At 33.0% G+C, this 26524-nt stretch carries 22 protein-coding genes; 16 read left to right on the forward strand and 6 right to left on the reverse strand.

The window, feature by feature from the left end:
* Positions 1-34 precede the first annotated feature (34 nt).
* Positions 35-1726 (forward strand): energy-dependent translational throttle protein EttA, encoded by a 1692-nt coding sequence (gene ettA, locus BSF41_RS09520; protein WP_095929264.1) that lies wholly within the window; start codon positions 35-37, stop codon positions 1724-1726.
* Between the two features lie 142 nt (positions 1727-1868).
* Here the strand turns inward: ettA and BSF41_RS09525 are convergent, their stop codons facing one another.
* Both BSF41_RS09525 and BSF41_RS09530 read right to left on the reverse strand, forming a co-directional pair.
* Positions 1869-2282: a thiol-disulfide oxidoreductase DCC family protein gene (locus BSF41_RS09525; RefSeq protein ID WP_095929265.1), complete on the reverse strand. Its 414-nt coding sequence runs from the start codon at positions 2280-2282 to the stop codon at positions 1869-1871.
* A 283-nt stretch (positions 2283-2565) separates the two neighbouring features.
* Positions 2566-4731, reverse strand: a complete 2166-nt coding sequence (locus tag BSF41_RS09530) for a DNA mismatch repair protein MutS (protein ID WP_095929266.1) — start codon at positions 4729-4731, stop codon at positions 2566-2568.
* Positions 4732-4894: 163 nt separating this feature from the next.
* Here BSF41_RS09530 and BSF41_RS09535 point away from each other — a divergent pair, with 163 nt between their 5' ends.
* On the forward strand, positions 4895-5560 hold the full coding sequence (locus BSF41_RS09535; protein WP_095929267.1) for a uracil-DNA glycosylase: 666 nt from the start codon (positions 4895-4897) through the stop codon (positions 5558-5560).
* A gap of 143 nt (positions 5561-5703) precedes the next feature.
* Here the strand turns inward: BSF41_RS09535 and BSF41_RS09540 are convergent, their stop codons facing one another.
* The 4 genes from BSF41_RS09540 to BSF41_RS09555 all read right to left on the reverse strand — a co-directional run bounded on the left by BSF41_RS09540 (position 5704) and on the right by BSF41_RS09555 (position 9464).
* Positions 5704-6078, reverse strand: a complete 375-nt coding sequence (locus tag BSF41_RS09540) for a DUF4258 domain-containing protein (RefSeq protein WP_095929268.1) — start codon at positions 6076-6078, stop codon at positions 5704-5706.
* A gap of 36 nt (positions 6079-6114) precedes the next feature.
* Entirely contained in the window at positions 6115-7314 is a 1200-nt protein-coding gene (locus BSF41_RS09545) for an alanine dehydrogenase (protein WP_095929269.1), read from the reverse strand.
* 84 nt (positions 7315-7398) lie between these two features.
* Entirely contained in the window at positions 7399-7806 is a 408-nt protein-coding gene (gene tsaE, locus BSF41_RS09550) for a tRNA (adenosine(37)-N6)-threonylcarbamoyltransferase complex ATPase subunit type 1 TsaE (protein ID WP_095929270.1), read from the reverse strand.
* Positions 7807-7910: 104 nt separating this feature from the next.
* A complete protein-coding gene (locus BSF41_RS09555; RefSeq protein WP_095929271.1) occupies positions 7911-9464 on the reverse strand; it encodes a bifunctional response regulator/alkaline phosphatase family protein in 1554 nt (517 codons plus the stop codon).
* 223 nt (positions 9465-9687) lie between these two features.
* Here BSF41_RS09555 and BSF41_RS09560 point away from each other — a divergent pair, with 223 nt between their 5' ends.
* From BSF41_RS09560 to BSF41_RS09625, 14 genes are all read left to right on the forward strand, one after another.
* Positions 9688-10917, forward strand: a complete 1230-nt coding sequence (locus tag BSF41_RS09560) for an HD domain-containing protein (RefSeq protein WP_095929272.1) — start codon at positions 9688-9690, stop codon at positions 10915-10917.
* A gap of 39 nt (positions 10918-10956) precedes the next feature.
* Positions 10957-12000: a UDP-3-O-(3-hydroxymyristoyl)glucosamine N-acyltransferase gene (gene lpxD / locus BSF41_RS09565; RefSeq protein ID WP_095929273.1), complete on the forward strand. Its 1044-nt coding sequence runs from the start codon at positions 10957-10959 to the stop codon at positions 11998-12000.
* Positions 11993-13381, forward strand: coding sequence for a bifunctional UDP-3-O-[3-hydroxymyristoyl] N-acetylglucosamine deacetylase/3-hydroxyacyl-ACP dehydratase (locus BSF41_RS09570; RefSeq protein ID WP_095929337.1), 1389 nt, complete (start codon positions 11993-11995; stop codon positions 13379-13381). Before lpxD ends, BSF41_RS09570 begins: the two co-directional genes overlap by 8 nt.
* 74 nt (positions 13382-13455) lie before the next feature.
* Positions 13456-14241: an acyl-ACP--UDP-N-acetylglucosamine O-acyltransferase gene (gene lpxA / locus BSF41_RS09575; protein WP_091497682.1), complete on the forward strand. Its 786-nt coding sequence runs from the start codon at positions 13456-13458 to the stop codon at positions 14239-14241.
* Between the two features lie 125 nt (positions 14242-14366).
* A complete protein-coding gene (gene efp, locus BSF41_RS09580) occupies positions 14367-14933 on the forward strand; it encodes an elongation factor P (protein ID WP_095929274.1) in 567 nt (188 codons plus the stop codon).
* A 121-nt stretch (positions 14934-15054) separates the two neighbouring features.
* Positions 15055-15984 (forward strand): UDP-3-O-(3-hydroxymyristoyl)glucosamine N-acyltransferase, encoded by a 930-nt coding sequence (locus BSF41_RS09585; RefSeq protein ID WP_095929275.1) that lies wholly within the window; start codon positions 15055-15057, stop codon positions 15982-15984.
* 2 nt (positions 15985-15986) lie between these two features.
* Positions 15987-16349: a nuclear transport factor 2 family protein gene (locus BSF41_RS09590; protein WP_095929276.1), complete on the forward strand. Its 363-nt coding sequence runs from the start codon at positions 15987-15989 to the stop codon at positions 16347-16349.
* 86 nt (positions 16350-16435) lie between these two features.
* A complete protein-coding gene (sucD, locus tag BSF41_RS09595) occupies positions 16436-17308 on the forward strand; it encodes a succinate--CoA ligase subunit alpha (protein WP_057118027.1) in 873 nt (290 codons plus the stop codon).
* 144 nt (positions 17309-17452) lie between these two features.
* Positions 17453-17881: a hypothetical protein gene (locus BSF41_RS09600; protein WP_095929277.1), complete on the forward strand. Its 429-nt coding sequence runs from the start codon at positions 17453-17455 to the stop codon at positions 17879-17881.
* A 509-nt stretch (positions 17882-18390) separates the two neighbouring features.
* Complete coding sequence (locus tag BSF41_RS09605; protein ID WP_095929278.1) at positions 18391-18996, forward strand: RNA polymerase sigma factor; 606 nt, start codon at positions 18391-18393, stop codon at positions 18994-18996.
* Between the two features lie 90 nt (positions 18997-19086).
* Complete coding sequence (locus BSF41_RS09610; protein ID WP_095929279.1) at positions 19087-20202, forward strand: FecR family protein; 1116 nt, start codon at positions 19087-19089, stop codon at positions 20200-20202.
* Between the two features lie 230 nt (positions 20203-20432).
* On the forward strand, positions 20433-24158 hold the full coding sequence (locus BSF41_RS09615; RefSeq protein WP_095929280.1) for a SusC/RagA family TonB-linked outer membrane protein: 3726 nt from the start codon (positions 20433-20435) through the stop codon (positions 24156-24158).
* Between the two features lie 11 nt (positions 24159-24169).
* Positions 24170-25645: a RagB/SusD family nutrient uptake outer membrane protein gene (locus BSF41_RS09620; protein ID WP_095929281.1), complete on the forward strand. Its 1476-nt coding sequence runs from the start codon at positions 24170-24172 to the stop codon at positions 25643-25645.
* A 17-nt stretch (positions 25646-25662) separates the two neighbouring features.
* Entirely contained in the window at positions 25663-26520 is an 858-nt protein-coding gene (locus BSF41_RS09625; RefSeq protein WP_095929338.1) for a substrate import-associated zinc metallohydrolase lipoprotein, read from the forward strand.
* Positions 26521-26524: the final 4 nt, after the last annotated feature.

Genomic DNA, 26524 nt, shown 5'->3' on the forward strand with positions numbered 1-26524 from the left:
AAAAAAGTAAATAATTATAATAAAAAAATAAAAAATGTCAGACGATAAGAAAGTAATTTTCTCAATGCAGAAATTGAGCAAAACCTATCAGGGAGCAGACAAACCGGTTCTTAAGAATATTTATCTTAGTTTCTTTTATGGTGCTAAGATTGGTATTTTGGGACTTAATGGTTCTGGAAAATCTTCTCTTTTAAAGATTATTGCTGGAGTTGACAAAAACTACCAAGGAGATGTAGTTTTTCAACCTGGATATACAGTAGGATATTTAGAGCAAGAACCAATTCTTGATGATTCTAAGACAGTTATCGAAATTGTACGTGAAGGAGCTGCAGAAACAATGGCAGTTTTAGAGGAGTACAACCAAATCAATGACTTATTTGGTCTTCCAGAATACTACGAAGATCAGGATAAAATGGATAAATTGATGGACCGTCAAGCGGCATTACAAGACAAAATTGATGCTCTTGGTGCTTGGGAAATCGATACCAAATTAGAAATCGCAATGGATGCGTTGCGTACTCCAGAAGGAGATACACCAATCAAAAACCTTTCAGGAGGAGAGCGTCGTCGTGTAGCTTTATGCCGTTTGTTATTGCAACAGCCAGATGTATTGTTATTAGATGAGCCAACCAACCACCTTGATGCTGAGTCAGTTCTGTGGTTGGAGCAGCATTTAGCGCAATATTCAGGAACTGTAATTGCTGTAACGCACGACCGTTATTTCTTGGATAATGTTGCCGGATGGATTCTAGAGTTAGATAGAGGAGAAGGTATTCCATGGAAAGGAAATTATTCTTCTTGGTTGGATCAAAAATCAAACCGTATGGCTCAAGAAGAAAAAGTGGCTTCTAAACGTAGAAAAACTTTAGAACGTGAGTTGGAGTGGGTTCGTCAAGGAGCTAAAGGTCGTCAGACTAAACAAAAAGCACGTTTACAGAATTACGACAAATTATTAAATGAAGATCAAAAACAACTAGATGAAAATCTAGAAATTTATATCCCGAACGGTCCACGTTTAGGTACAAATGTTATTGAAGCTAAAAACGTTGCTAAAGCTTTTGGTGAAAAATTATTGTATGATAATTTGAACTTTACTTTGCCACAAGCTGGTATTGTTGGGATTATCGGACCAAACGGTGCTGGTAAATCGACTATTTTCAAAATGATTATGGGAGAACAAGCTACGGATAGTGGTGAATTTTCTGTTGGTGAAACTGTAAAAATTGCTTACGTAGATCAGTCGCACTCTAATATTGATCCAAACAAATCTATTTGGGAAAACTTTGCTGATGGTCAGGAATTGATTATGATGGGAGGAAAGCAAGTGAACTCAAGAGCTTATTTATCACGTTTTAACTTTGGTGGTGGCGAGCAAAACAAAAAAGTTTCAATGCTTTCTGGTGGAGAACGTAACCGTTTACACTTGGCAATGACTTTGAAAGAAGAAGGAAACGTACTTTTACTGGATGAGCCAACAAATGACCTTGACGTAAATACACTTCGAGCTCTTGAAGAAGGTTTAGAAAATTTTGCAGGTTGTGCTGTAATTATTTCTCACGACAGATGGTTCTTGGATAGAATTTGTACACACATTTTAGCTTTCGAAGGAGATTCTGAAGTTTATTTCTTCGAAGGAAGTTTCTCTGATTATGAAGAAAACAAAAAGAAACGTCTTGGTGGTGATTTAACTCCAAAACGTTTGAAATACAGAAAATTGATCAGATAGTTTCTGATAAATTTCAAATAAAAAATCCCAAATTCCAAATTTACCGGAGTTTGGGATTTTTATTTTGAATTGAATATGTTTTAGATAAAGTATGTTGTTAGTTTTGCTATTGGAACTTGGGATTTCAGAATTTTGGAATTTCTTAAAGAAACTTAGATTTCAACTCTGGAGTCGGAATCATACAGCTTTCTTTCTTGCCGTACCAATTGTATCTATTTTTTGCAACATAATCGTAAATTCTGTCGCTAATAAAAATGGGAACAATTCTAAAAATTGAAATGAGCTTCCATAAACCTCCAAAATTTTTAGCTATTTCAATTGCTGCCGAAGACTTATAAAAATACGCTGTTTTTGGATCGTACAAAATAATACTATCCATTTTAGAAAAACTGATTCCGAGATGTTTGCAAATGGAAATACCCAATTCTGATTGCAAGGCAACAAATCTAAAAATGTCTTTTTTGTCATGGTTTATAATGTATTGCACAGCAGAACTGCACAGATTGCAAACTCCGTCAAAAAGAACTATTTTTTTATTTTCTGGAAGGCTTTCCATTTTATTGTGTTTATTTCAAATTTTACATTTCACGTTTTGATATACATAAAAATGAACTTGGATTAATTAAATTAGTACTTATTAATTCTGCTTATTGAATTGTCGTTTTTAATAAATTTTATAAATCAAAAACGGCTTTAATAAATCCTTTAAGATGAATTTTAAAAAATAAAGCATCTATTTTATCGTATTTTATAAAAACGTTTCTTAAATCGTTTTATTTTGGTTTTGCAGTTTTTTAGCCGTTTTTAAAGACTGAAAACTGCGACCGAGACTGAAATTTTTACTTTTTGACCGCTTCAACCAATTCCAATTCATCTAAACTTACTTTCGAAGTAAAAATTCCGTAATTAACTGTTGCTTTATTTTTTTCGATTAAATCAATACTTCCAACAGATCTTCCGTCAAGCATTCTTACTCTATCACCAACTTTCAAAATTGGTTTTGGTTTTTCAATAACGGGTTTAAGTTTCTTCTCTTTTTTCTCTTTTCGAATTTCCTCAACTTTAACCTGTACTTCAGCAATAATTTCTTTTTGTTTTTCAACTTTTGCTTTTACTTCTTTCGGAGTTGCTTTTTTACGTTTAGAATTTTCAATCTCAACAATTTTCAAAAATTCACCGATCAGTTCTTTTTTGTTTTTGTTATTGAAATACTTCTCAGCAATATCATCAATTTTTTGTCCGATGTAAATTATCTTTTGATTGCTGTCATATAATTCCTGATAGCTTTCCAATTTTTGTTGGATTCTCGTATTGATGTTTTCCATCTTTTTGCTTTCTTCTCGAGCACGAGTTTCTTCTTCTTTCAGATTCAAAGAAGTTTTTTCCAACTTCGAACGCTCTTTCTGTAGAGTAGCAATTGTTTTATCAAAACGAACTTTTCCGACTTCAATTTTCTTTTTTGCACGATTAATCAATCCAAACGGAATTCCATTTTTTTGAGCAACTTCAAATGTAAACGAACTTCCTGCCTGACCCAAAGCTAATTTGTACATTGGTTCAAGAGATTTTTCGTCAAACATCATATTGGCATTTGTAGCATATGGTAGCTCGTTTGCCAAAATTTTTAAATTGGAATAATGTGTTGTGATAATTCCGAACGCTTCACGATGATAAAATTCTTCCAGGAAAATTTCAGCCAGAGCACCACCCAATTCAGGATCAGAACCTGTACCAAATTCATCAATTAAAAACATGGTTTTGCTATTACATTTCTTTAAAAAGTAATTCATGTTTTTTAATCGGTAGCTATAAGTACTTAGGTGATTTTCAATAGATTGATTGTCTCCGATATCGGTTAAAATTCTATCAAATAAGAAAGTTTCGCTTCTTTCGTGAACCGGAATCAAGATTCCAGATTGGAGCATTAATTGCAATAAACCAACTGTTTTTAAGGAAATGGTTTTTCCTCCAGCATTTGGTCCCGAAATTACAATAATTCTATTTTCTTGTTTTAACTCAATGGTCTGCGGATGCGTAACTTCTTTTTTCTGCTTATTGTTAAGATATAAAATTGGATGATACGCTTCTCTAAAGAATAATCTTCTTTCTTCTGTAATTGTTGGTAAGATTCCGTTTATTCGATTTGCATATTTTGCCTTTCCTGCAACTACATCAATGTCGCTCAAAAAGTCTTGATATTCAATTAATAAAGAAAGATACGGACGAATTACATTTGATAGATTTTTTAAAATTCTTGTAATTTCTTCTTTCTCTTCGTATTCTAAGTTTGCTAATTCGCGAGAATATTTCAAAGTAGCTTCAGGTTCGATATAAGCAATGCTTCCAGTTTTGGAACTCCCTAAAATTGAACCTTTTACTTTACGACGATACATAGCTAAAACCGCTAAAACTCTACGGTTTTGTACAAAACTTTCTTTAATATCGTCTAGATAACCCAAGCCGTTGTACTGCGTTAAAGCGACACCAAAACTTTGATTCACTTTTCCGCGAACTAAGTTCATGTTTTGTCTAATCCCAGCCAAAGCAGGAGAAGCATTGTCTTTTATTTCGCCATATTTATCTACAATTGCATCAATTGCAGTAATAATGTCTTTGGTTAATTCTACTCTTGAGGCTCTAGCATTTAAATTGGGATAATAGTCATCGAATTTTTTCAAGAAATTCAGTAAGACATTTGTTGTTGCGGAAAGATTTGCGATTTTTCTAAAACTTCCTACTTCAAGAAAGCTATCCTCAATTGCTAAGAATTTAATTTCGTGCGTGATAGCGTCAAATCCGTGATTTGGAATTGCGTTATTATTTTGAAAAGAAGATACGTACTCTGATGTTTGCATCAGCGATTGCATTAATTCTTCTTTGTCTCTAAATGGTTTTATTTGTAAAGCCTTTTCTTTTCCAATATCGGTGTTGCAACCATCTGAGATGGTTTCCAAAACAGTTGGAAATTGTAAGTCTTGTAATGTTTTTTCTGTAATACTGATCATTTAATTTCTTTATGAAAGTAGAGGCAAAAGTACGAAAACAATAATGAATTATGAGTTTTTTTCTTTATTGTCATTTTAATTTTTGACTTTCTATTTTTGATATTTTTCTTTTTAGTAAATATGATTTTAAGTAATTATTTCTGAAATTCGCATAAAAAAAATTATGGACGTAAAAATGCATTCTTCTTGGAAACCAGTTTTGAATGAAGAATTCGAAAAACCATATTTCAACGATTTAATCGAATTTGTAAAATCTGAATACGCAACAAAAGTTTGTTATCCAAAAGGAAATCAGATTTTTTCAGCTTTTGATCATTGTCATTTTGATGAAGTAAAAGTGGTTATTATTGGACAAGATCCTTATCATGGACCAAATCAAGCCAATGGATTGTGTTTTTCTGTAAATGACGGAATTCCTTTTCCGCCATCACTTCAAAATATATTCAAAGAAATTCAAGATGATTTCAATATACCAATGCCTAACACAGGTAATTTGGAACGCTGGGCAGATCAAGGTGTTTTTCTGTTAAATGCAACTTTAACGGTAAGGCAATCTGAAGCAGGAAGTCATCAGGGAAAAGGATGGGAAAAATTTACAGATGCAGTTATTAAGCAAATTTCTGCTGAAAAAGAAAATGTTGTTTTCTTGCTTTGGGGAGGTTTCGCTCAAAAGAAAGCTGCTTTGATTGATGCTTCAAAACATCATATTTTAAAATCGGGACATCCTTCGCCATTAAGTGCAAATAGGGGATTTTGGTTCGGAAACAAACATTTCAGTAAGACAAATGCTTTTCTGAAATCAAAAGGATTGAAAGAGATTGAATGGTGATTTTTTTAAAGTAACAAAGTAACAAAGTTTCAGAGTGACAAAGGGGCAAAGGTGAAAACTTTGTGTCTTTGTGACTTTGCGAGAAATACTTTTATAAAAAAAAATCTTTTGAATCTGCGAGAAACAAAAGATTTGATTTTATGTTATTTTTTTACGATTTCTTCTAAAACAGCTTTGTTTTCGTAATTCACGACTTTTAGAATAATCTCTTGATTTTTTACTGTTTTTCCTTCAATGATATAAAGTTTTCCTTTATTGAACGGAACGTTGCTTTGATCAAAATCTACATCTCCATAAGTTAATGTATTTTTGACATCTGCAGTGTCAACCCATTTTTCACTTAAAGTCTGAACGGCTTTTGGGGAATATTGAAAAGGTTTTGTTCTAAGATTATTTAACACTCGAGCATTTGGGAAATAATTACAACGAGTATCTTTTCCAATAAAAAATCCTGATACGATAAAACATCCCATTACGAGACCAATCAGATAATATGCAAAACGGTATGCGAACTTCATGAAATAATTTTTTTGCAAAGGTACACTAAAGTTCCTTTAGAATACAAGTAAATTAATATCGTTATCAGGTAAATCAAACCAATCGCCAATTGCTTTATTGGTTAAAATTCCATGATACAGATAAATTCCGTTTTTAAGACCTTTGTTGCAACGAATTGCACTTTCGATACCACCATCTTCAGCTATCTGATGCAGATAAGGGGTTAGGATATTACTTATTGATAATGAGGCCGTTTTGGAATAACGTGAAGGTATATTAGGTACACAATAATGTAAAACGTTACTTTTTATAAATGTAGGTTTTTCGTGAGTTGTAACTTCTGAGGTTTCAAAGCAACCGCCAGTATCGATGCTGACATCAACAATTACAGCTCCTTTTTTCATGTGTTCAACCATTGTTTCATTCACCACAATCGGACATCTTTCTTTTCCGCGCATGGCGCCAATAGCTACATCACAACGTCTTAAGGCTTTTAATAAGCCTTTTTGCTGAATAGTCGAAGTGAAAATTCTTTGATTTAAATTGTTTTGAAGACGACGTAGTTTTGTAATAGAATTATCAAAAACTTTTACGTTTGCACCAAGTCCAATAGCAGTTTTTGCGGCAAATTCGCCAACTGTTCCTGCTCCTAAAATAACAACTTCAGTAGGAGGAACGCCTGTAATGTTTCCAAACAAAAGGCCTTTTCCAAATTCGTTAGTAATCATTAGCTCAGCTGCAATAAGGATTGAAGCTGTTCCTGCAATTTCGCTTAAAGATTTTACTGCAGGATAAGAGCCATCTTCATCTTTAATATATTCAAAAGCTAAAGCTGTAATCTTTTTTTGCGCTAGCGCTTCGAAGTATTCTTTCTTTTTAGTTTTAAGCTGAATAGCAGAAATGATAACTGTTTCAGGATTAATCATTTCAATTTCTGCTAAAGTTGGCGGTTCTACCTTTAATAGAAAAGGACAGCCAAAAACTCTTTTAGTGTCTTTTGTGATTTCTGCACCAGCATCTGCATATTCTTTATCTGTATAACTCGAACTTTCTCCCGCTCCAGATTCGATCATAACGCGATGACCTTCATAAGTTAAGGAAGTGACTGCATCTGGCGTAAGGCAGATACGGCGTTCCTGATAACTTGTCTCTTTAGGAATTCCTATAAAAAGTTCTCTTTTAAAACGACCTACCTCAAGTTTTTCTTCTTGCGGTATTAATTGTTGTTTTGTAAATGGAGTTAATGTGATTGACATGGATAATGCAAAAAATTAAAGGTACAAATTACGTAAAAAGTTTTAAAATTAGTGTAAAAATTGTGCTAATAGTAAGGATCAATATTAAGCTAATTTTAATTCCCTTTTTCCATCTGCTAATAACTCAATTGTTATTGTTGAAGTGTCTTCAGGAAGGAGACTCGCAATTTTTTCAGACCATTCAATAAAACACCAATTTCCAGAGTATAAATAATCATCAACTCCCATATCTAGCGCTTCGGTTTCTTTGTTTAATCTGTAGAAATCAAAATGATAAACGGTTTGGTTATTAGAAGTTTGATATTCATTTACAAGAGAAAAAGTAGGACTGCTTGTGGCGTCTTTAACACCTAAACTTTTGCATAACTGTTTGATTAAAGTTGTTTTTCCAACTCCCATTTCGCCATTAAAAAGAATGATTTTTTTAGGATTTGAAGCGATAATCTGCTCTGCAACTTCTTGAATTTGATCTAATGAAAAAACGATGTTCATTGTATGTGTTGATTTTTGCCACGAATTTCACGAATTTTCACGAATTAATTCTTTCTTTTCAATTAAAATTAGTGTCAATTTGTGAAATTCGTGGCGATAAACTTTTATTTCGGATTAAATACCAAGAACGGAATAATCATTTCTTCTAAAGAAATTCCGCCATGCTGATACGTGTTTTTGTAATAACTCACATAATGATTATAGTTGTTAACGTATGCCAAAAAGAAATCATTTTTGGCAAAAATAAAAGAACTACTCATGTTTATGGCAGGTAAACCAATGGTTTTAGGTTCTTTTACAACATAAACATCTTTTTGTTCGTAGGTTAAACTACGTCCTGTTTTATAACGCAAATTTAGACTTGTATTTTTATCTCCCACAACTTTCGACGGATTTTTTACATTAATTGTTCCGTGATCTGTGGTTAAAATTAATTTGAAGCCTAAAAGCTGTGCCTGCTGAATAATTTCAAGTAATGGAGAATTTTTAAACCAGCTTAGAGTTAAAGAACGATATGCTTTGTCGTCTGATGCTAATTCTTTTACTACTTCCATTTCGGTTTTAGCGTGCGAAAGCATATCCACAAAATTGTAAACCACCGTTACTAAATCATTTCCTTTTAAAGCTTTAAAGTTTTCTGCTAACTTTTTTCCGCCAGCATAATTGGTGATTTTAAAATAATCTTCTTTAATGTTTAAACCCAAACGTTTTAATTGAGCCGATAAAAATTCTGCTTCGTAAAGGTTTTTTCCACCATCTTCAACATCATTTTTCCAATATTCAGGAAACTGTTTTTCCATTTCTAAAGGCATTAAACCTGAGAAAATTGAATTTCGCGCATATTGCGTAGCTGTTGGAAGAATAGAGTAGTATGGTACTTCTTTTTCTAATTTGTAATAATTTGAAATGACAGATTCGAAAGATTTCCATTGATCGTATCTTAGATTGTCTATTACCACAAATAGAATCGGCTTGTCTTTCTTTTTAAGTTCAGGAACAACAAGTTCTTTAAATAAGGTGTTGGACTGTATCGGTTTATCTGCTTTTGGAGCAAACCAATCTTCATAGTTTCGTTCAATGAATTTTCCGAATTGCGAATTGGCTTCTACTTTTTGAGATTCTAAAATTTCGATCATCGCTGTATCGTTGATGTCTTCTAGTTTTAATTCCCAAAAAAGCAATTTTTTATACAATTCAATCCAGTCTTCATAAGAATTAACCATTGCCAACTCCATTGAAATTTTTCTGAATTCCTTCTGATAGTCTAAAGTTGTTTTTTCTGTAATTAATCTCGAATCATCCAAATTTTTCTTCAAACTCAATAGAATCTGATTCGGATTTACTGGTTTAATCAAATAATCAGCAATTTTAGAACCAATGGCTTCTTCCATTATATATTCTTCCTCACTCTTGGTGATCATAATCATCGGAATTGCTGATTTTTTTTCTTTCATTTCAGAAAGCGTTTCCAATCCGCTCATTCCAGGCATGTTTTCGTCTAGAAAAACAATATCAAAATTATCTTCTTCAAACAAGGCAATCGCGTCTAATCCGTTATTGCAAGTAGTAACTTCGTAATTCTTTTTTTCGAGAAATAATATGTGAGGCTTTAAAAGATCGATTTCATCGTCGACCCAAAGTATTTTTATCTTATCCATAAATCAATTTAATTTTACTGCAATTTAAAGTTATAGAACTTAAAAAGTATTAAAAATAGTATAAAATTACCAAAGTTGAAGCATGATTTTATTTTGAATTTTAACATTTTTAAATGTATTTTATTGATAATCATGGTAATTTAAAGTGTGATTTTTAAATAAAAAACACCAAACTCTTTATACTTATTTACTTATATTTGTTGACCAAAAAAATAACTGGACTGTGACTCAGATCAATAAATTAAAAATATTCAACGACCCTATATATGGTTTCATTACGATTCCGAACGAACTAGTTTACGACTTAATTCAACACCCTTACTTTCAGCGTCTGCGTCGTATTTCTCAGATGGGATTATCGTATTTGGTGTATCCGGGAGCAAATCATACTCGTTTTCATCACGCATTAGGATGTATGCATTTGATGAAGAAAGCAATTGATACGCTTCGTTTTAAGGATGTTGTGATTTCTGAAGAAGAAGAAAATGCGCTTTTAATAGCAATTTTGCTTCACGATATTGGGCACGGGCCATTTTCACATGCTATGGAAAAAAGTATTGTAGAAGATGTGCATCACGAAGCTATTTCGTTATTGTTTATGAATCAGTTGAATGAGGAGTTTGATGGAAGATTAAGTTTGGCAATTCAGGTTTTTAAGGGAGAATATCATAGGAAATTCATGTTGCAATTGATTTCAAGTCAGTTGGATATGGATCGAATGGATTACTTAAAGCGAGATAGTTTTTATACAGGTGTAGCTGAAGGAAATGTAAATTCTGAACGATTGATTCAGATGATGAATGTTGAAAACGATGTTTTGGTAATTGAAGAAAAAGGAATTTATTCCGTCGAGAAATTCTTACTTTCTAGAAGATTAATGTATTGGCAAGCTTATTTGCACAAAACCAGTTTAGTAGCCGAATTAATTTTAATGAAGGTGCTGAAAAGAGCAAAAGAACTGACTTTGAAAGGAGTTAAATTGCCTTGCAGTGAGCCTTTGATGTATTTCATGCAAAATAAAATTACACTAGAAGATTTTGATGCTGAGAAATTGGATTTGTTTTCGCAATTAGATGATTTTGATATTATTAGTGCGCTGAAAGCTTGGCAGAGACATAATGATTTTATACTTTCTACTTTAAGCAAAATGATAATTAACAGGGATTTGTTGAAAATTAAGCTTAGTGCAGAAAAAATTCCGATGGAAGAATCTCAGTCTTTAAAAGAAGAGTTTGCAGAAGCACATCAAATTTCGGCAGTAGATGCTGGATATTTTATTTTTAGAGGGAAAATAAAAAACCAAGCATACAGTAAAGAAGCAGAACCTATTCGTATTTTGAAAAAAGATAAAACAATTGAAGATGTTGTTGAAGCTTCTGACCAGCTGAATTTGAAATCGTTATCTAAATTGGTGACAAAATATTATATCTGTTTTCCAAAACAACTTATATAAAATTAACATTTAAAACCTATTTTTTATATTTTTGTCGCGATGAAATTTACAGCAGAACAAATAGCAGGAATTTTAGAAGGAGAAGTTGTTGGGAATCCCAATGCAGAAGTTTCTAAGCTTTCTAAAATCGAAGAAGGAGACGAAGGATCGCTTACTTTTTTGGCTAACCCAAAGTATATCAATTATATATATACTACAAAAGCGACGGTAACAATTGTTAATGATAGCTTTATTCCAGAACAAGAAATAACAACTACACTAATTAAAGTGGAAGATGCTTATGCGGCGTTTTCTAAACTTTTGCATTTTTATAATCAGGTAAAATTAAACAAAACAGGAATCGAACCACAGTCATTTATGTCTGAGGGAACCAAATATGGAGAAAATCTATATTTAGGAAGTTTTGGTTATATCGGACAAAATGTAGTTTTAGGTAATAATGTGAAAATATATCCAAATAGTTTTATTGGCGACAATGTTACTATTGGTGACAATGTATTCATTTTTGCTGGTGCAAAAATCTATTCGGAAACTGTAATTGGAAACAATTGCACGATTCACTCTGGCGTTATAATTGGTGCTGATGGTTTTGGTTTTGCTCCAAATGAAAATGGTGAATACAGTAAAGTGCCGCAAATTGGAAACGTTATTATTGAAGATAATGTAGATATTGGCGCTAACACAACAATAGATAGAGCAACTCTGGGTTCTACAATAATTAGAAAAGGAGTTAAGTTAGACAATCAGATTATGATTGCTCACAATGTAGAAATTGGAAAAAATACCGTGATAGCCGCTCAAAGTGGTGTTGCTGGTTCTACAAAAATTGGAGAGAATTGTATGATTGGAGGACAGGTAGGTATTGCAGGTCATTTAACAATAGGAAATAATGTTAGGCTTCAAGCGCAATCGGGTGTAGCCAGAAACATTAAAGATGATGAAGTTCTACAAGGAACTCCGTCTCTTGGATATACAGATTTTAATAAATCGTACGTTCATTTTAAGAATCTGCCTAAAATTGTGGCTGAAGTTGAAGAATTAAAAAAACAAATAATAAACCCAAAAAATGGAAATAATGGTTAAACAGAAGACCATCAAAAATGAAATTTCGCTAACAGGAGTTGGTTTACACACTGGAAAAGAAGTTACAATGACTTTTAAACCTGCACCCGTTAATAATGGTTTCACTTTTGTAAGAGTAGATTTGCAAGGTCAACCGGTAATTGAAGCTGATGCTAATTATGTTGTTAATACTCAAAGAGGAACAAATCTTGAGAAACTTGGTGTGAAAATTCAAACACCAGAACATGTTTTAGCTGCAGTGGTTGGCTGTGATTTGGATAATATTATTATTGAATTGAATGCCTCTGAACTTCCAATTATGGATGGTTCATCAAAATATTTTGTTGAAGCTATTGAAAAAGCTGGAATCGAAGAACAAGATGCACAACGTAATGTTTACGTAGTAAAAGAAGTTATATCTTTTACAGACGAAGCAACAGGAAGCGAAATTCTTGTTATGCCAAGCGACGAATATCAGGTTACTACTATGGTAGATTTTGGTACTAAAGTTTTAGGTACTCAAAATGCTACTCTTAAAAGTTTAACAGATTTTAAATCTGAAATTGCAAGCTCTAGAACTTTTAGCTTTTTGCACGAATTAGAGTCTTTGTTGGAGCACGGACTTATTAAAGGTGGAGATTTAAACAATGCAATTGTATATGTAGATAAAGAAATCTCTGAATCTACAATGGAGAATTTAAAGAAAGCATTTGGTAAAGAAGAGATTTCTGTTAAGCCAAATGGCGTTTTAGATAATTTGACTTTACACTATCCAAACGAAGCAGCAAGACATAAACTTCTTGATGTAATTGGAGATTTGTCTCTTATTGGAGTTCGTATTCAAGGAAAAATTATTGCTAATAAACCAGGACATTTTGTAAACACTCAATTTGCAAAGAAATTAGCAAAAATTATCAAAATAGAGCAGAGAAATCATGTTCCTACTTATGATTTGCATCAAGAACCATTGATGGATATTCATAAAATCATGTCTATGCTACCTCACAGACCACCATTCTTGTTGATCGACAGAATTATTGAAATGTCTGATCGTCACGTAGTAGGATTGAAAAATGTTACTATGAATGAGAATTTCTTCGTTGGTCACTTCCCAGAAGCTCCAGTTATGCCAGGTGTATTAATTGTAGAAGCAATGGCACAAACAGGTGGGATTTTAGTATTAAGCACTGTTCCAGATCCTGAAAATTACTTAACATATTTCATGAAAATTGACAATGTTAAATTTAAGCATAAAGTGTTGCCAGGCGATACTTTAATTTTTAAATGTGAGTTAATTTCTCCTATCAGAAGAGGAATTTGCCATATGCAGGCTAACGCTTACGCAAATGGTAAATTAGTTACTGAGGCAGAATTAATGGCACAAATAGCAAGAAAACAATAATAAATTATCAAATTTATTGTTTAGGTTTGTTGCTTCAAATTAGAATATTTTAATTAAAAATATAAAACATACAGATGAATCAACCATTAGCATATGTTCATCCAGGCGCGAAAATCGCTAAAAACGTTGTAATAGAGCCATTTACAACAATTCACAATAATGTTGTTATTGGTGATGGTACTTGGATTGGTTCAAACGTGACCATTATGGAAGGTGCTCGAATTGGAAAAAACTGTAACATTTTTCCAGGAGCTGTAATTTCTGCAGTGCCACAAGATTTAAAATTTGGAGGTGAAGATTCTCTTGCTATTATCGGTGATAATTGTACAATTAGAGAATGTGTAACTATAAATAGAGGAACAATTGCTTCTGGTCAGACTGTAATTGGTAATAATTGTTTAGTAATGGCTTATGCTCACATAGCGCACGATTGTGAGATCGGAAATAATGCAATTATTGTAAATGGTGTTGCATTAGCTGGACACGTAGTGGTTGGTAATCATGCTGTTATTGGAGGTTTAGCGGCAATTCACCAGTTTATCCATATTGGAGATCATGCCATGATTTCTGGTGGATCATTAGTTAGAAAAGACGTTCCTCCGTTTACAAAAGCGGCAAAAGAGCCGTTGTCTTATGTGGGAATCAATTCTGTTGGTTTAAGAAGAAGAGGTTTTACTACTGAAAAAATTAGAGAAATTCAGGAAATCTACAGAATTTTATACCAAAAGAATTACAATACCACTCAAGCTTTAAGTATTATTGAGGCTGAAATGGAAGCGACTCCAGAAAGAGATGAAATTCTAGATTTTATTAGAAATTCTTCTCGAGGAATTATGAAAGGTTACTCAGGGAACTATTAATTTTAGAGTTTAGATTTCTGATTTTAGATTTCTAAACGACAGATAATAAATAACAAAAAAAATGAAGATTGATTCTTTGTCTAGAATCTAAAATCTACATTCTAAAATCTAAAATAAAAAAACAAATGGCATCTACATCAGATATTAGAAACGGATTGTGCATTAAATTTAATCACGATATCTATAAAATCATTGAATTTCTTCACGTAAAACCTGGAAAAGGTCCAGCTTTCGTAAGAACAAAATTGAAAAGTTTAACTTCTGGTAAAGTATTAGACAATACTTTCTCAGCAGGTCACAAAATTGACGTTATTCGTGTTGAAACGCATACATTTCAATATTTATACCCAGAAGGTGATGAATTTCACTTTATGAATGCTGAAACGTTTGAGCAGATTTCTTTAAACAAAAACATTTTGGATGCTCCAGATTTGTTGAAAGAAGGAACAAACGTTATGGTGCAAATTAACACAGAAACAGATTTGCCATTATCAGTAGATATGCCTGCATCTGTAATTCTTGAAGTTACTTATGCTGAGCCAGGAGTAAAAGGAAATACTGCTACAAATGCTACAAAAAATGCTACGGTAGAAACTGGAGCAAACATAAATGTTCCTTTGTTTATTAACGAAGGCGATAAAATTAAAATTGATACAGCTTCAGGTTCTTACATGGAGCGTGTTAAAGAATAGTTACTTTAATTAAGATAATTTGACAATGAGTCAATTAGGTAATCTGTGAATCGACATAATTTTGTATATTCACATTCTAATTGACTCATTTTCTAATTTACAAGTTTTCTAATTATACTATATGAAATTTCCAAAGAGTCATTCTTTACAAGAAATTGCCAATTTGCTTAACTGCAAATTTATTGGAGACAAAGACTTTCAAGTTTTAGGCATGAACGAGATACACGTTGTAGAGCCTGGAGATATTGTTTTTGTGGACCATCCAAAATACTATGATAAAGCTTTACAATCGGCTGCGACCATTGTTTTGATAAACAAAGAAGTAGAATGCCCAGAAGGTAAAGCGCTTTTAATCTCAGACGACCCTTTTAGAGATTTTAATATTCTTACCAGACATTTTAAGCCCTTTCAGTTTGCTAATGTTGCTATTGCAGCATCTGCAGAAATAGGAGAGGGAACTATAATTCAACCAAATTCATTTGTTGGTAACCATGTGAAAATTGGTAAAAACTGTCTAATACATTCTAATGTTTCTATTTACGATCATACTGTAATTGGAGATAATGTAATCATACATGCGGGAACTATTTTAGGAGCCGATGCTTTTTACTATAAGAAACGTCCAGAAGGCTTTGATCAGTTAATTTCTGGCGGAAGAGTTGTTATCGAAGATAATGTTGGTATTGGAGCTCTGTGTACAATCGATAAAGGTGTTACTGGAGATACAACAATTGGAGCTGGTTCAAAACTAGACAATCAAGTGCATGTTGGACATGATACCGTAATTGGTAAGAAATGTTTAATTGCTTCACAGACTGGTATTGCAGGCTGTGTGATTATTGAAGATGAAGTAACCTTATGGGGACAAGTAGGAACGACTAGCGGTATTACAATTGGTGCGAAAGCTGTTGTAATGGGGCAGACAGGTGTAACTAAGTCAGTTGAAGGTGGAAAATCGTATTTTGGCACTCCAATTGAAGAGTCTAGAGAAAAATTGAAACAATTAGCCAATATTAAGAAGATTCCTGAAATTTTAAATAAATTGAAGTAATTATGTCTATTAAAGAATTTGTTCAGAAATTTTACAAGTCAGATGCCTTAATTGATAGCGAAATTTTAAAAACTTATCTGCATCCTGATGTTATTCTTGAATGGAACAGCAGTAAAGGTTTTATTCAAATGGATTATGATTCGATAGTTGAAATGGCCAATGAACTTAGCCGTGCCTATGTGCGCTCTAAAGTTAGAATTAGCCATATTATTACCGAAGATGATTTAGTATCAGTACGTTACTCTCATTTTGTAAAAACAATCGAGAATCCGAGAGAAGAAATGCTTTTAGCGCATTTTGCAACCATTTGGCAGATAAAAGATGATAAACTTTATAGAGGTTATCAAATGAGTCAATTTTCTTAATATTTTTTTGACAATAAAAGAGGCAAAATACATTACAAAACCTTATTTTTGCAACACAAATTTAAAAACTACATAAAATATATATCATGAGTGTTTTAGTTAATAAAGATTCCAAAATAATTGTTCAGGGATTTACAGGAAGCGAAGGTACTTTCCATGCTTCTCAAATGATTGAGTACGGTACTAATGTTGTTGGAGGTGTTACTCCAGGAAAAGGTGGTACTAGCCATTTAGATCGTCCAGTTTTTAATACGGTAAAAGATGCTGTTGATCAAGCTGGTGCTGATACTTCTATCATTTTTGTTCCGCCAGCTTTTGCTGCTGATGCAATTATGGAAGCTGCTGATGCTGGAATTAAAGTAATTATTGCTATTACAGAAGGAATTCCTGTAGCAGATATGATTAAAGCAAATAATTATGTTAAAGAAAGAAATTCAAGATTAATTGGTCCAAACTGTCCAGGTGTAATTACTCCAGGTGAAGCTAAAGTTGGTATTATGCCAGGTTTCGTTTTCAAAAAAGGAACAGTTGGTATCGTTTCTAAATCAGGAACTTTAACTTACGAAGCTGCTGACCAAGTTGTAAAACAAGGTTTAGGAATCACTACAGCAATTGGTATTGGTGGAGATCCAATTATTGGAACTACAACTAAAGAGGCTGTTGAATTATTAATGAACGATCCAGAAACTGAAGCTATCATCATGATTGGAGAGATCGGTGGTCAACTTGAAGCTGATGCTGCAAGATGGGTAAAAGCTGATGGTAACCGTAAACCAGTTATTGGATTTATCGCTGGAGAAACTGCTCCTGCTGGTAGAACAATGGGGCACGCAGGTGCAATCGTTGGAGGTTCTGATGATACAGCTGCAGCTAAAAAACAAATTATGAGAGACAACGGAATTCACGTTGTTGATTCACCAGCTGAAATTGGTAAAAAAGTAAAAGAAGTACTTGGATAATTTTCAAGTTTCAAAATAAAAAATTCCAAAAAAAAAGTCTCAATATCCTGTTGAGACTTTTTTACATTTTAAAGGCTGAGGCGTAAATGAAAAAAAAACTTAGCATCTTAGAACCTCAGTATCTTAGAAGCTTAAATAAGAAATATGTACAAAGAATTAGAAAAATTTAAGTCAACAAACAGTTTTGTTTTTACTGTAAATGATAGTTTAGAAGAAGCTTGCAACGCGCCAGAAGGTAGTGCAGGAATCTTTGTTGTTTATGCTGTTGAAGGTGATGAAAAAGAATTGATCATGGTTGGTTCTACAGGAACTGTTCAGAATGACGGAACTTTAAAAAGCAAAAATGGCGGACTTTACGACAAAATCGTAAACGGACACCAATTTGCTAAAACTGGAAGAAAATATTCTTGGCCAGCACAAATGAAACTAGAGAACATTGAAGCATTAGAAGTAGTTTGGTACGAAACTTTTGCTGGAGATGTAAAATCGATTCCAACTGCTGTAGAAGGGCAAGTTTTGCAAAATTTCTTAGAGGCAAATGGTAAATTGCCAAGATGGAATGTAGCTTTTTAAGCAGTACAAAATTTATAGAAGAAAAGCCTTACTGTTTTCAGTAAGGCTTTTTTTTATGCTATAAAGTTTCAGTTTTTATAAGTGTACTTCATTTTATAAAATCATGGCGAAATGTTTTGAGAGTTTAAAATTTTAATAACTGAATCTACTTTAGTTAATTAAAATTTAAATTATAGTAAATTTAAGTTTAATCAAAAACAAAAGGTAAATTCTGATGATTTTGGAAAAAGTTTATCTTTTTTTGTAATAAGTTGGGTTTTGATTATTTGCTTTTCTATATTTATCAAACAAAAACAAAAGATAATGTTAAAATTTGATTCTTTTTATAGGTCTTAAAATGAGTTATCATGTAAAATACTTGTTTAATTTTTGTTAATTAAACGTTTTATAGGTTAGTTTAATTCTAAAAAAAATCAAAATTTAGTATACAATTTAATCCCTGTAATTAATCTGTTATTTAAAGAAATCCTTCTTAAATAATTTGATTTTACGCCCCAAAGCTTTTTTGTATGAGCCAAATTTTAAAGAACAAAGTTTTAGACGATTTTATTCTATGGAATAATTTGAAAAATGGTAATGAGAAATCATTCTCTTTACTTTTTGAGAAATATTATAGAGACTTAATCAGTTACGGCAATTCACTTTGGCCGTATGAAGAGAAAGTGCAAGATTGTATTCAAGATGTTTTTGCTGATATCTGGCTTTATCGCGACTCTCTTCAAGATAATGTTATTGTTAAAGCTTATTTACTTTCTAGTGTTAGAAAGAGAATTGCGCGTTTGCATGAAAGAGATCATGTATTTAGGAAAACAACGACGACTGATGTTTTAGAATTTCTTTTTGACTTTTCTATAGAAAACCGTTTGGTTGAAGATGAAGTTACAGCCGAGCGCGTTTTGTATTTAAATAAATTATTGAACGATCTTCCGGGCCGTCAAAAAGAAGCACTGTATTTGCGTTATCACCAAGGTCTAAGTGTAGATCAAATAGCCGATTTGTTAGATGTAAATTATCAATCGGTCAGCAATCTTTTGCATCGTGGTTTGTTAAGTCTTCGAAAAGAATGGAAAGGCAGTATTCCGCTTTTAATCCTTATATCTTCAGGGGTTTTTTAAAAAATTAAGAGAAAATCAAAAAAAAATCTTAAATAGATGAGTATATAATAAAAAAACTGTCCTCTATGTTTTTGTAACCCTAATAGTGAGATGCAAAAACGTAACAATTATACCGAAATAGAAGACTTCTTAGCTGATGAATCTTTTCAATTATGGATTTTGTCCAAGATTGATGAACAAGGCTGGGAAGAATGGACTCTCGAAAATCTTCAAAGAGCCAAACTTGTTGAAGATGCAAGGCTTGTACTGTTGGCAATGCGAGTTCCAGAATCTAACTTATCTTCAAATGAAGTTCATGAAGCCTTGAAGGAAACTTGGCGTAAGATTGAACAAAGAGAAGAACTTTCTCAGCAAACTTCAAAAATCAAAAAATTAAAAGTACAGAGATACTGGATTAGCGGTGTTGCAGCTGCTATTTTGGTAGGTGTTTTTTCTGTATGGTTTTTTAGAACTGAATGGACTGCAAATGATAATGTAGTTACTTACAACGAACTGGTTCAGGAAAATGATGAAGGTTTGGTAGAACAAACTAATAATACTGAAAAGTCTCAGACCATTACTTTATCTGACGGAAGTTCGGTCTTATTACAGCCTAATAGTAAATTAAGTTACCCTAAAATCTTTACCGGAAACGAAAGAAAGGTGTATTTATCCGGCGAAGGTTTCTTTGAAATTAGTAAAAATCCTAAAAAGCCTTTTTTTGTTTATGCTAACGAAATTGTAACTCGAGTTGTGGGAACGAGCTTTAGAATAAAAGCTTATCCAGATCAGCAAAATGTTGAAGTTCTTGTTCGCACCGGTAAAGTAAAGGTAAAATCGAATGATTTAGTTCGAAGTAACGAAAACAAAGAAATTGTGCTACTTCCAAATCAGGCACTTCGATTTGCTCGTAAAGAATTGGTTTTTAATAAAATAACCAATATTACGCAAGATCCGATTTTAGTGAGCAGTGTGCGAAATATCGAGCAATTAAGCTTTGAGTTTACAGATATTCCTGTGGCACAAATACTTGAAACTATAGAGCAAGCTTATTTAGTAGATATTGATTTTCCTCACGACAAATTGAAAGACTGCCGATTAACCACTTCATTAAGCGATCAGCCGTTGGCCGAAAAGCTGAAAATAATCTGCAAAAGCATCGGTAATGATACCAATTATGAAATGAATGGAAATCAGATTGTAATTACGACTTCTGGCTGTAACTAGAATTCTTAATTCAATTAAAATAAAAAGAAAAACATCCAAAATTTTAACTAATTCAAAAACTAAAAAATAATTTGTAATTGCCTATGTAAAAAATGAATGCATAAAAAAAGTGCCGAGAATGCTGTAACATTATCGACACTTAAATCTGAATAAATCACTCTCTGTAAAGGGTAATTTATGATGTTTCTTAAAATACACGCGAATAGTATTAATCAAAACAAACCAAAATTATGAAAAAACCTGTTGTCAAGCAACGATTACTTCACCAAATCATGAAAATAACGCTGTTTCAGTTTGTGTTAGCGCTTGTGTTTTCAAGTGTTACTCTCGCAAATAATGTAAATGGGCAGAAAAAATTAGATACTAAAGTTACTATTACAGTTGATAATCTAACTTTAGACAATGCTTTATCAAAAATCGAAAAGTCTGCTCATGTAAAATTTTCCTATAACTCAAGACTTCCTCAACTAGGAGAGAAGGTTAGTATAGAAGCAAACCAAGAAACTCTGTCGAGTGTACTTAGCAGAATATTGGTTCCTTTTAATATTACTTTTTCAGAAGTAAGCAATCAGATTGTCCTTCAAAAGAATACGATTAATACTTTTTCTTATGGAAACAATCATGATTCTTTGTTTGAGATTTTGACTTTTGGACCCATTATTAAAGGAAAAGTTACAGACCAATCAGGAAGTCCGCTACCTGGCGCTACTGTAATGGCAAAAGGCACAAAAACAGCTGTCTTAACAGATTTTGATGGAAATTTTACGATCGAAATGCCTGCAAATGTAGACCGTTTGCTTATTTCTTATGTAGGTATGGAGACAAAAGAAATTGGTATTGACAATACTTCTCCAACAGTTGTTTTAACCGAAGCTGGTCAGAACCTAAAAGAGGTTGTGGTTACTACTGGATACGAAAAAACTTCAAAAAGAACGTTTACTGGTGCTATTAGTAAAATTTCGGGCACTGAATTAAAAATAGATGGTGTAGTTGACGTAAGCCGAATGATCGAAGGTAAAGCGGCTGGGGTTACCGTACAGAATGTTACAGGAACTTTTGGTACAGCTCCTAAAATTACCGTTCGTGGATCTTCTTCAATTTTTGGGGATACAAAGCCATTATGGGTTATTGATGGTGTTGTCCAAGAAGATATTATCAATATGTCTTTTGCTGATTTGGCATCTGGAAATTCAGAGACATTATTAAGTTCATCTGTAGCAGGCTTAAGTGCAAACGATATTCAAAGTATTGAAATTCTTAAAGATGCATCGGCTACGTCAATTTATGGTTCAAGATCGTTAAATGGAGTTGTTGTTGTAACAACAAAACAAGGACGTAGAGATTCTCCGTTAAAAATTAGCTACGGATTGGAACAGACTGTAAGAACAGTTCCAAATTATAGTCAATTTGATATTCTAAATTCTCAGGAATCTATGAGTATTTTTAAAGAGATGGAAGCTAAAGGATATTTGGATTTGCCAACTACTGTAAATGGAAGATATGGAGGCGCTTACAATATTTTAGGAAGAGCTATAAATACTTACAACCCTGAAACTGGAAATTATTTAGTTAATAATGATCCTGTTAGCCGTAATAATTTTTTGAAGAAATACGAACAAGCCAATACAGATTGGTTCAGCGTTTTGTTTAGACCATCTATTACGCAAAATCACTCTTTGAGTTTTTCTGGTGGAGGCAAAAACAATACATTTTATGCTTCATTGGGCTACTATACAGATCCAGGATGGACTATTGCTGATGATGTAAAACAGATTTCTAGTAACATTAAAGGTACTTTTTATGTAAACGATAAATTAAATATAACCTTATCTACATTGGCTTCTATTAGAGATCAAGGTGCTCCAGGAAGTTATGAAAGTGAAAAAGATGTTGTTTTTGGTAAAGTAACCCGTGATTTTGATATCAACCCTTTTAATTATGTGTTGAATACAAGTAGAACTTTACGTCCGTATGACGATAATGGAAATTTGGAATACTACCGAAATAACTGGGCAAAAATGAACATCGTAAACGAATTGGCTAACAATTTCATGGAAATTGAGGTAAAAGACATTCGTTTTCAATTGGATTTAGATTATAAAATTAATCCGCATTTAACTTATAATTTAACAGGTTCAGCTCGTTATGCTAATACAAGCCGTGAGCATAAAATTTTAGAAGGTTCAAACGTTGTTGGTGCATACAGAGCAGGAACAGCAATTGGAGAAGATGGGGTAAACACATTGGTTAGAGATCAAAATATCTTTTTATACCAAGATCCAAACGATTTAACAGCTCCAAAAGAATCAGTCTTGCCAAATGGAGGATTCTTAAGAAAGTTTACAAACGACATGACGTCTTACAATTTAAGAAATAGTGTTAGTTACAGAAATATATTTAGCGACAAGCACGAAGTAGAAGGTCTGTTTGGAACTGAAATGAGAGTTGTCGACAGAACTAGTGATCAATTTACAGCTGCGGGTTTGCAATACGATCGTGGTTTAACTGCTTTTACAGATCCGAGAATTATCGAAAAAATAATTAATGCTGGAGATTCATACTACGGTTTTAATGAAGAAAAAGAAAGAACAGTAGGTTTCTTTGGTAAGGTAGGTTATACTTATGATAGACGTTATACAGCTTCTGTTACAGGACGTTATGATGGGTCTAATAGACAAGGAGATAGCGATTCGTCAAGATGGCTGCCAACTTACACTTTTAGTGGGAAATGGAATGTGGCTGAAGAAAGCTTCATGAAAGATGTACAATCAGTAAATACTTTAGCAGTAAGAGCTTCGTATGGTTTAACAGCTACAGCAGGACCAGCAACAAACTCTTTGGCGATTTACAAAAGTGCCATTACAGATCGTTTCGGACTTGATGATAGAGAATCAGGAATTAGAATTGAAGAGCTTCAAAACGGAAATTTGACTTGGGAAAAACAGTTTGAAACAAATATCGGACTTGATCTTGGAATGTTTAATAACAGAGTGCAGCTTACAACAGACGTTTACCGTCGTAAAGCTTTTGATCTTGTAGATTATGTAATTACTTCTGGTATTGGCGGACAAAGAATTAGACAAGGTAACAATGCCGATATGGAGACTAAAGGTTTGGAGGTTGGTATTACAACTAAAAACATTAATGGTAAAGATTTTAAATGGTCTACAAACCTTAATTTTTCTGTTTATCATCAAGAGATTACAAAATTGCAGAACACGCCAACGGCATTCGATTTAGTTGATTCAAACGGAGGAAATACGGTTGGACATCCAAGAAATTCATTGTACTCTTACCAATTTACAGGTTTGAACAACCAAGGTCTTCCTACGTTTATATTGCAAGACGGAGCAGAGAATAACATTACAGATGCTAATTTTCAGGATAATTTAAATGTTACTAAATATTTGAAATATGAAGGATCAATCGAGCCTAATAAATCATTTGGTTTTGCCAATACATTTACATACAAAAACTTGTCTCTGTACATATTCTTTGTAGGTTCAGGAGGAAATAAAGTTCGTTTAAATCCTGTATACGATAGTACTTACGATGATTTAACAGTGTTTACAAAAGACTTTACAAACCGTTGGATTAATCCTGGTGATGAAAATTATACCAATGTTCCAGTTATTGCAGACAGACGTTTAAATGCTAATTATGGCGGAGACCGTACCTTGGCAAGAGCTTATAATACGTATAATTATTCTGATGTTCGTATTGCAGATGGAGATTTTGTCAGATTAAAAAATATATCATTAAGCTGGGAATTTCCTGCTGATTTTAAAAAGAAAATCGGTGTGAGCACTTTTACATTAAAAGGCTCAGCGGTAAATCCTTGGTTAGTTTATTCTGATAAAAGATTAAATGGACAAGATCCTGAGTTTCGTAATTCTGGAGGAGTTGCTTTTCCTGTAACAACTCAATACACATTTACTTTAAACCTTTCATTATAATAGTCAAAATCATGAAAAACTTAAAAATAGCATTATCCCTATTAATACTTATTTGTATTACTAGCTGCGATGATTTCTTGTCGGAGAAACCAGATAATAGAACCGAAATTGATACGCCAGAAAAAATAAAAGAATTATTAGTAGAAGCTTATCCTCAAATGAGTTATTTCGAGATTGCTGAAACTATGTCTGATAATGTTTTTGATAGTGGATTAGCTACAACATTAGTAAGAAACGAGCAAAACTACAATTGGGAAATTAATACAGAAGCTACTGATATTGATACTCAAGCGTATTACTGGGATGCTTGTTATAGGGCAATTGCACACGCAAACAAAGCATTGGAGGCAATAGAAGAGTTGGGAAGTCCGGCAAGCTTAAATCCGCAAAAAGGTGAAGCTTTGATGGCGAGAGCTTATTCTCATTTTATGTTGGTTTCACTATGGTCAAAACGTTACAATCCAGCAACTGCAGATACAGATTTAGGGGTTCCGTATGTAACAAAACCAGAAACGGAATTGATAACAAAATATAAGAGAAATACACTTGCTGAAGTATATGCTTTTCTTGAAAAAGATATTGAAGAAGGTTTAAAGTACGTGACAAACGATTATAAAGAACCAAAATTTCACTTTAATGTAGCGGCTTCAAAAGCTTTTGCCAGCAGATTTTATTTAGTAAAAGGAAATTGGGATAAAGTAATTGAATTGTCTAATGACTTAGGTTCTAGACCCTCAGCAATAAGAGATTTTTCAGTTTACGAACCTTTAAGTGTAGAAGATCAGCAGTTAAAATACGGAGCGAGTGATGTTGGAACCAATCTTTTGATCGTTTCTGCAAATACGATCGTAAGTAGAGTATACCATTTAAATCGTTTTAATTTATCAGGTTTACGTCGTCCAGAAATCTTTGGAACAAGCACAAATCTTTTCGGAAAAGCGTACTATTATAATTTTTATTCTTCAAACGGAAGTATCACATTGTTCTTGCCTAAGTTTTATGAATACTTTAAATATTCTAACGTAACAGCCGGAATTGGAGATCCTTATGTTGCTGAAGTATTATTAAGCAACGATGAGTTTTTCTTAAACAGAATCGAAGCGCATGTAATGAAAGGAGATATCGCTACAGCTACTGGAGAATTAGAATATTTCTTAGCAACAAGAACTCCAACATACAATCCGACAACAGATAAATTGACTGAGGCTAGAGTAGTGGCTAAATTCCCTGTAATTGCAGACGAATATACGCCATTCTATACAATGACTCCAGTGCAGACCTCTTATGTAAAAGCAATTGCAGAAACAAGAAGAAGAGATTTTATACACGAAGGACTTAGATGGTTTGATATTAAACGTTTTAACCTAGTAGTTAGACACGAGACATCAAACAAACCAGCTAATATTTTAGTAAAAGACGATAACAGAAGAGCATTGCAAATTCCGTTGCACGCTTCAAGCACTGGTATCGAACTAAATCCTAGATAATCTTAAAAATGAAAATTATGAAATTATTAAAATATAATAAAATTGCGGTTTTAGCTCTAGTTTCGATAACTCTATTTTCATGTGGAGGCGATGACTTGCCTGGAGAAAGCCAATTAGATTTTACACAACCAGAGAAAACAAGTTTAGATAATTGGATTGACGCTACTTATTTAAATTCATACAACATTAATGTTCAGTATAAATGGAACCAAAACACGGTAGACAACAGTCGTTATTTATTCCCACCTGAAGTTGATAAAGTAAAACCTGCTCTTGAAATAGTTGAAACAATTTGGCTAAAAAGTTATGCCGCAATTGGAGGTCCAGATTTTGTAAAGAAAATTGCTCCAAGAGAAATTGTTTTGGTTGGAGGAGTTAATTTAAACAGTGTTGGAACTAAAACTTTAGGTTTGGCTGAAGGAGGGCAGAGAGTTACTTTGTTTGAAACAGATTATATCGATAAATCGGATCGCGAAAACGTAGCGCAGTTTATACATACAATTCAGCACGAATACATTCATATTTTAAATCAGAACAAACCTTTTGACGAAAAAACTTGGAAAACGCTTACACCGGGAGGTTATACTGCAGATTGGTACAATTTTGAAATTGAAGAATCAAATGAGCTTGGATTTATTACAAGTTATGCAAGATCAAATATTAACGAAGATTTTGCAGAAACTGCAGCAATGATTCTAATTTATACAAAAGCAGAATACGCGGCATTTTTGGATGGTATTGAAAATCCTTTTGCTCTTCAGGCTTTAAAATCAAAAGAAGCTATTGTGGTTAAGTATTTCAAAGAAGCATTCAACATGGATTTTTATGCTTTAAGAGATGAAGCAGAAAAGAATACAACATCTGTAATAAATTAAAACA

The sequence above is a fragment of the Flavobacterium sp. ACN2 genome (assembly GCF_002303885.1).
Lineage (GTDB): Bacteria > Bacteroidota > Bacteroidia > Flavobacteriales > Flavobacteriaceae > Flavobacterium.

Coding starts and splice junctions, on each gene's coding strand:
- ettA (WP_095929264.1), top strand. CDS start 35: ATGTCAGACGATAAGAAAGTAATTTTCTCAATGCAGAAATTGAGCAAA.
- BSF41_RS09525 (WP_095929265.1), bottom strand. CDS start 2,282: ATGGAAAGCCTTCCAGAAAATAAAAAAATAGTTCTTTTTGACGGAGTT.
- BSF41_RS09530 (WP_095929266.1), bottom strand. CDS start 4,731: ATGATCAGTATTACAGAAAAAACATTACAAGACTTACAATTTCCAACT.
- BSF41_RS09535 (WP_095929267.1), top strand. CDS start 4,895: ATGGACGTAAAAATGCATTCTTCTTGGAAACCAGTTTTGAATGAAGAA.
- BSF41_RS09540 (WP_095929268.1), bottom strand. CDS start 6,078: ATGAAGTTCGCATACCGTTTTGCATATTATCTGATTGGTCTCGTAATG.
- BSF41_RS09545 (WP_095929269.1), bottom strand. CDS start 7,314: ATGTCAATCACATTAACTCCATTTACAAAACAACAATTAATACCGCAA.
- tsaE (WP_095929270.1), bottom strand. CDS start 7,806: ATGAACATCGTTTTTTCATTAGATCAAATTCAAGAAGTTGCAGAGCAG.
- BSF41_RS09555 (WP_095929271.1), bottom strand. CDS start 9,464: ATGGATAAGATAAAAATACTTTGGGTCGACGATGAAATCGATCTTTTA.
- lpxD (WP_095929273.1), top strand. CDS start 10,957: ATGAAATTTACAGCAGAACAAATAGCAGGAATTTTAGAAGGAGAAGTT.
- BSF41_RS09570 (WP_095929337.1), top strand. CDS start 11,993: ATGGTTAAACAGAAGACCATCAAAAATGAAATTTCGCTAACAGGAGTT.
- lpxA (WP_091497682.1), top strand. CDS start 13,456: ATGAATCAACCATTAGCATATGTTCATCCAGGCGCGAAAATCGCTAAA.
- efp (WP_095929274.1), top strand. CDS start 14,367: ATGGCATCTACATCAGATATTAGAAACGGATTGTGCATTAAATTTAAT.
- BSF41_RS09585 (WP_095929275.1), top strand. CDS start 15,055: ATGAAATTTCCAAAGAGTCATTCTTTACAAGAAATTGCCAATTTGCTT.
- BSF41_RS09590 (WP_095929276.1), top strand. CDS start 15,987: ATGTCTATTAAAGAATTTGTTCAGAAATTTTACAAGTCAGATGCCTTA.
- sucD (WP_057118027.1), top strand. CDS start 16,436: ATGAGTGTTTTAGTTAATAAAGATTCCAAAATAATTGTTCAGGGATTT.
- BSF41_RS09600 (WP_095929277.1), top strand. CDS start 17,453: ATGTACAAAGAATTAGAAAAATTTAAGTCAACAAACAGTTTTGTTTTT.
- BSF41_RS09605 (WP_095929278.1), top strand. CDS start 18,391: ATGAGCCAAATTTTAAAGAACAAAGTTTTAGACGATTTTATTCTATGG.
- BSF41_RS09610 (WP_095929279.1), top strand. CDS start 19,087: ATGCAAAAACGTAACAATTATACCGAAATAGAAGACTTCTTAGCTGAT.
- BSF41_RS09615 (WP_095929280.1), top strand. CDS start 20,433: ATGAAAAAACCTGTTGTCAAGCAACGATTACTTCACCAAATCATGAAA.
- BSF41_RS09620 (WP_095929281.1), top strand. CDS start 24,170: ATGAAAAACTTAAAAATAGCATTATCCCTATTAATACTTATTTGTATT.
- BSF41_RS09625 (WP_095929338.1), top strand. CDS start 25,663: ATGAAATTATTAAAATATAATAAAATTGCGGTTTTAGCTCTAGTTTCG.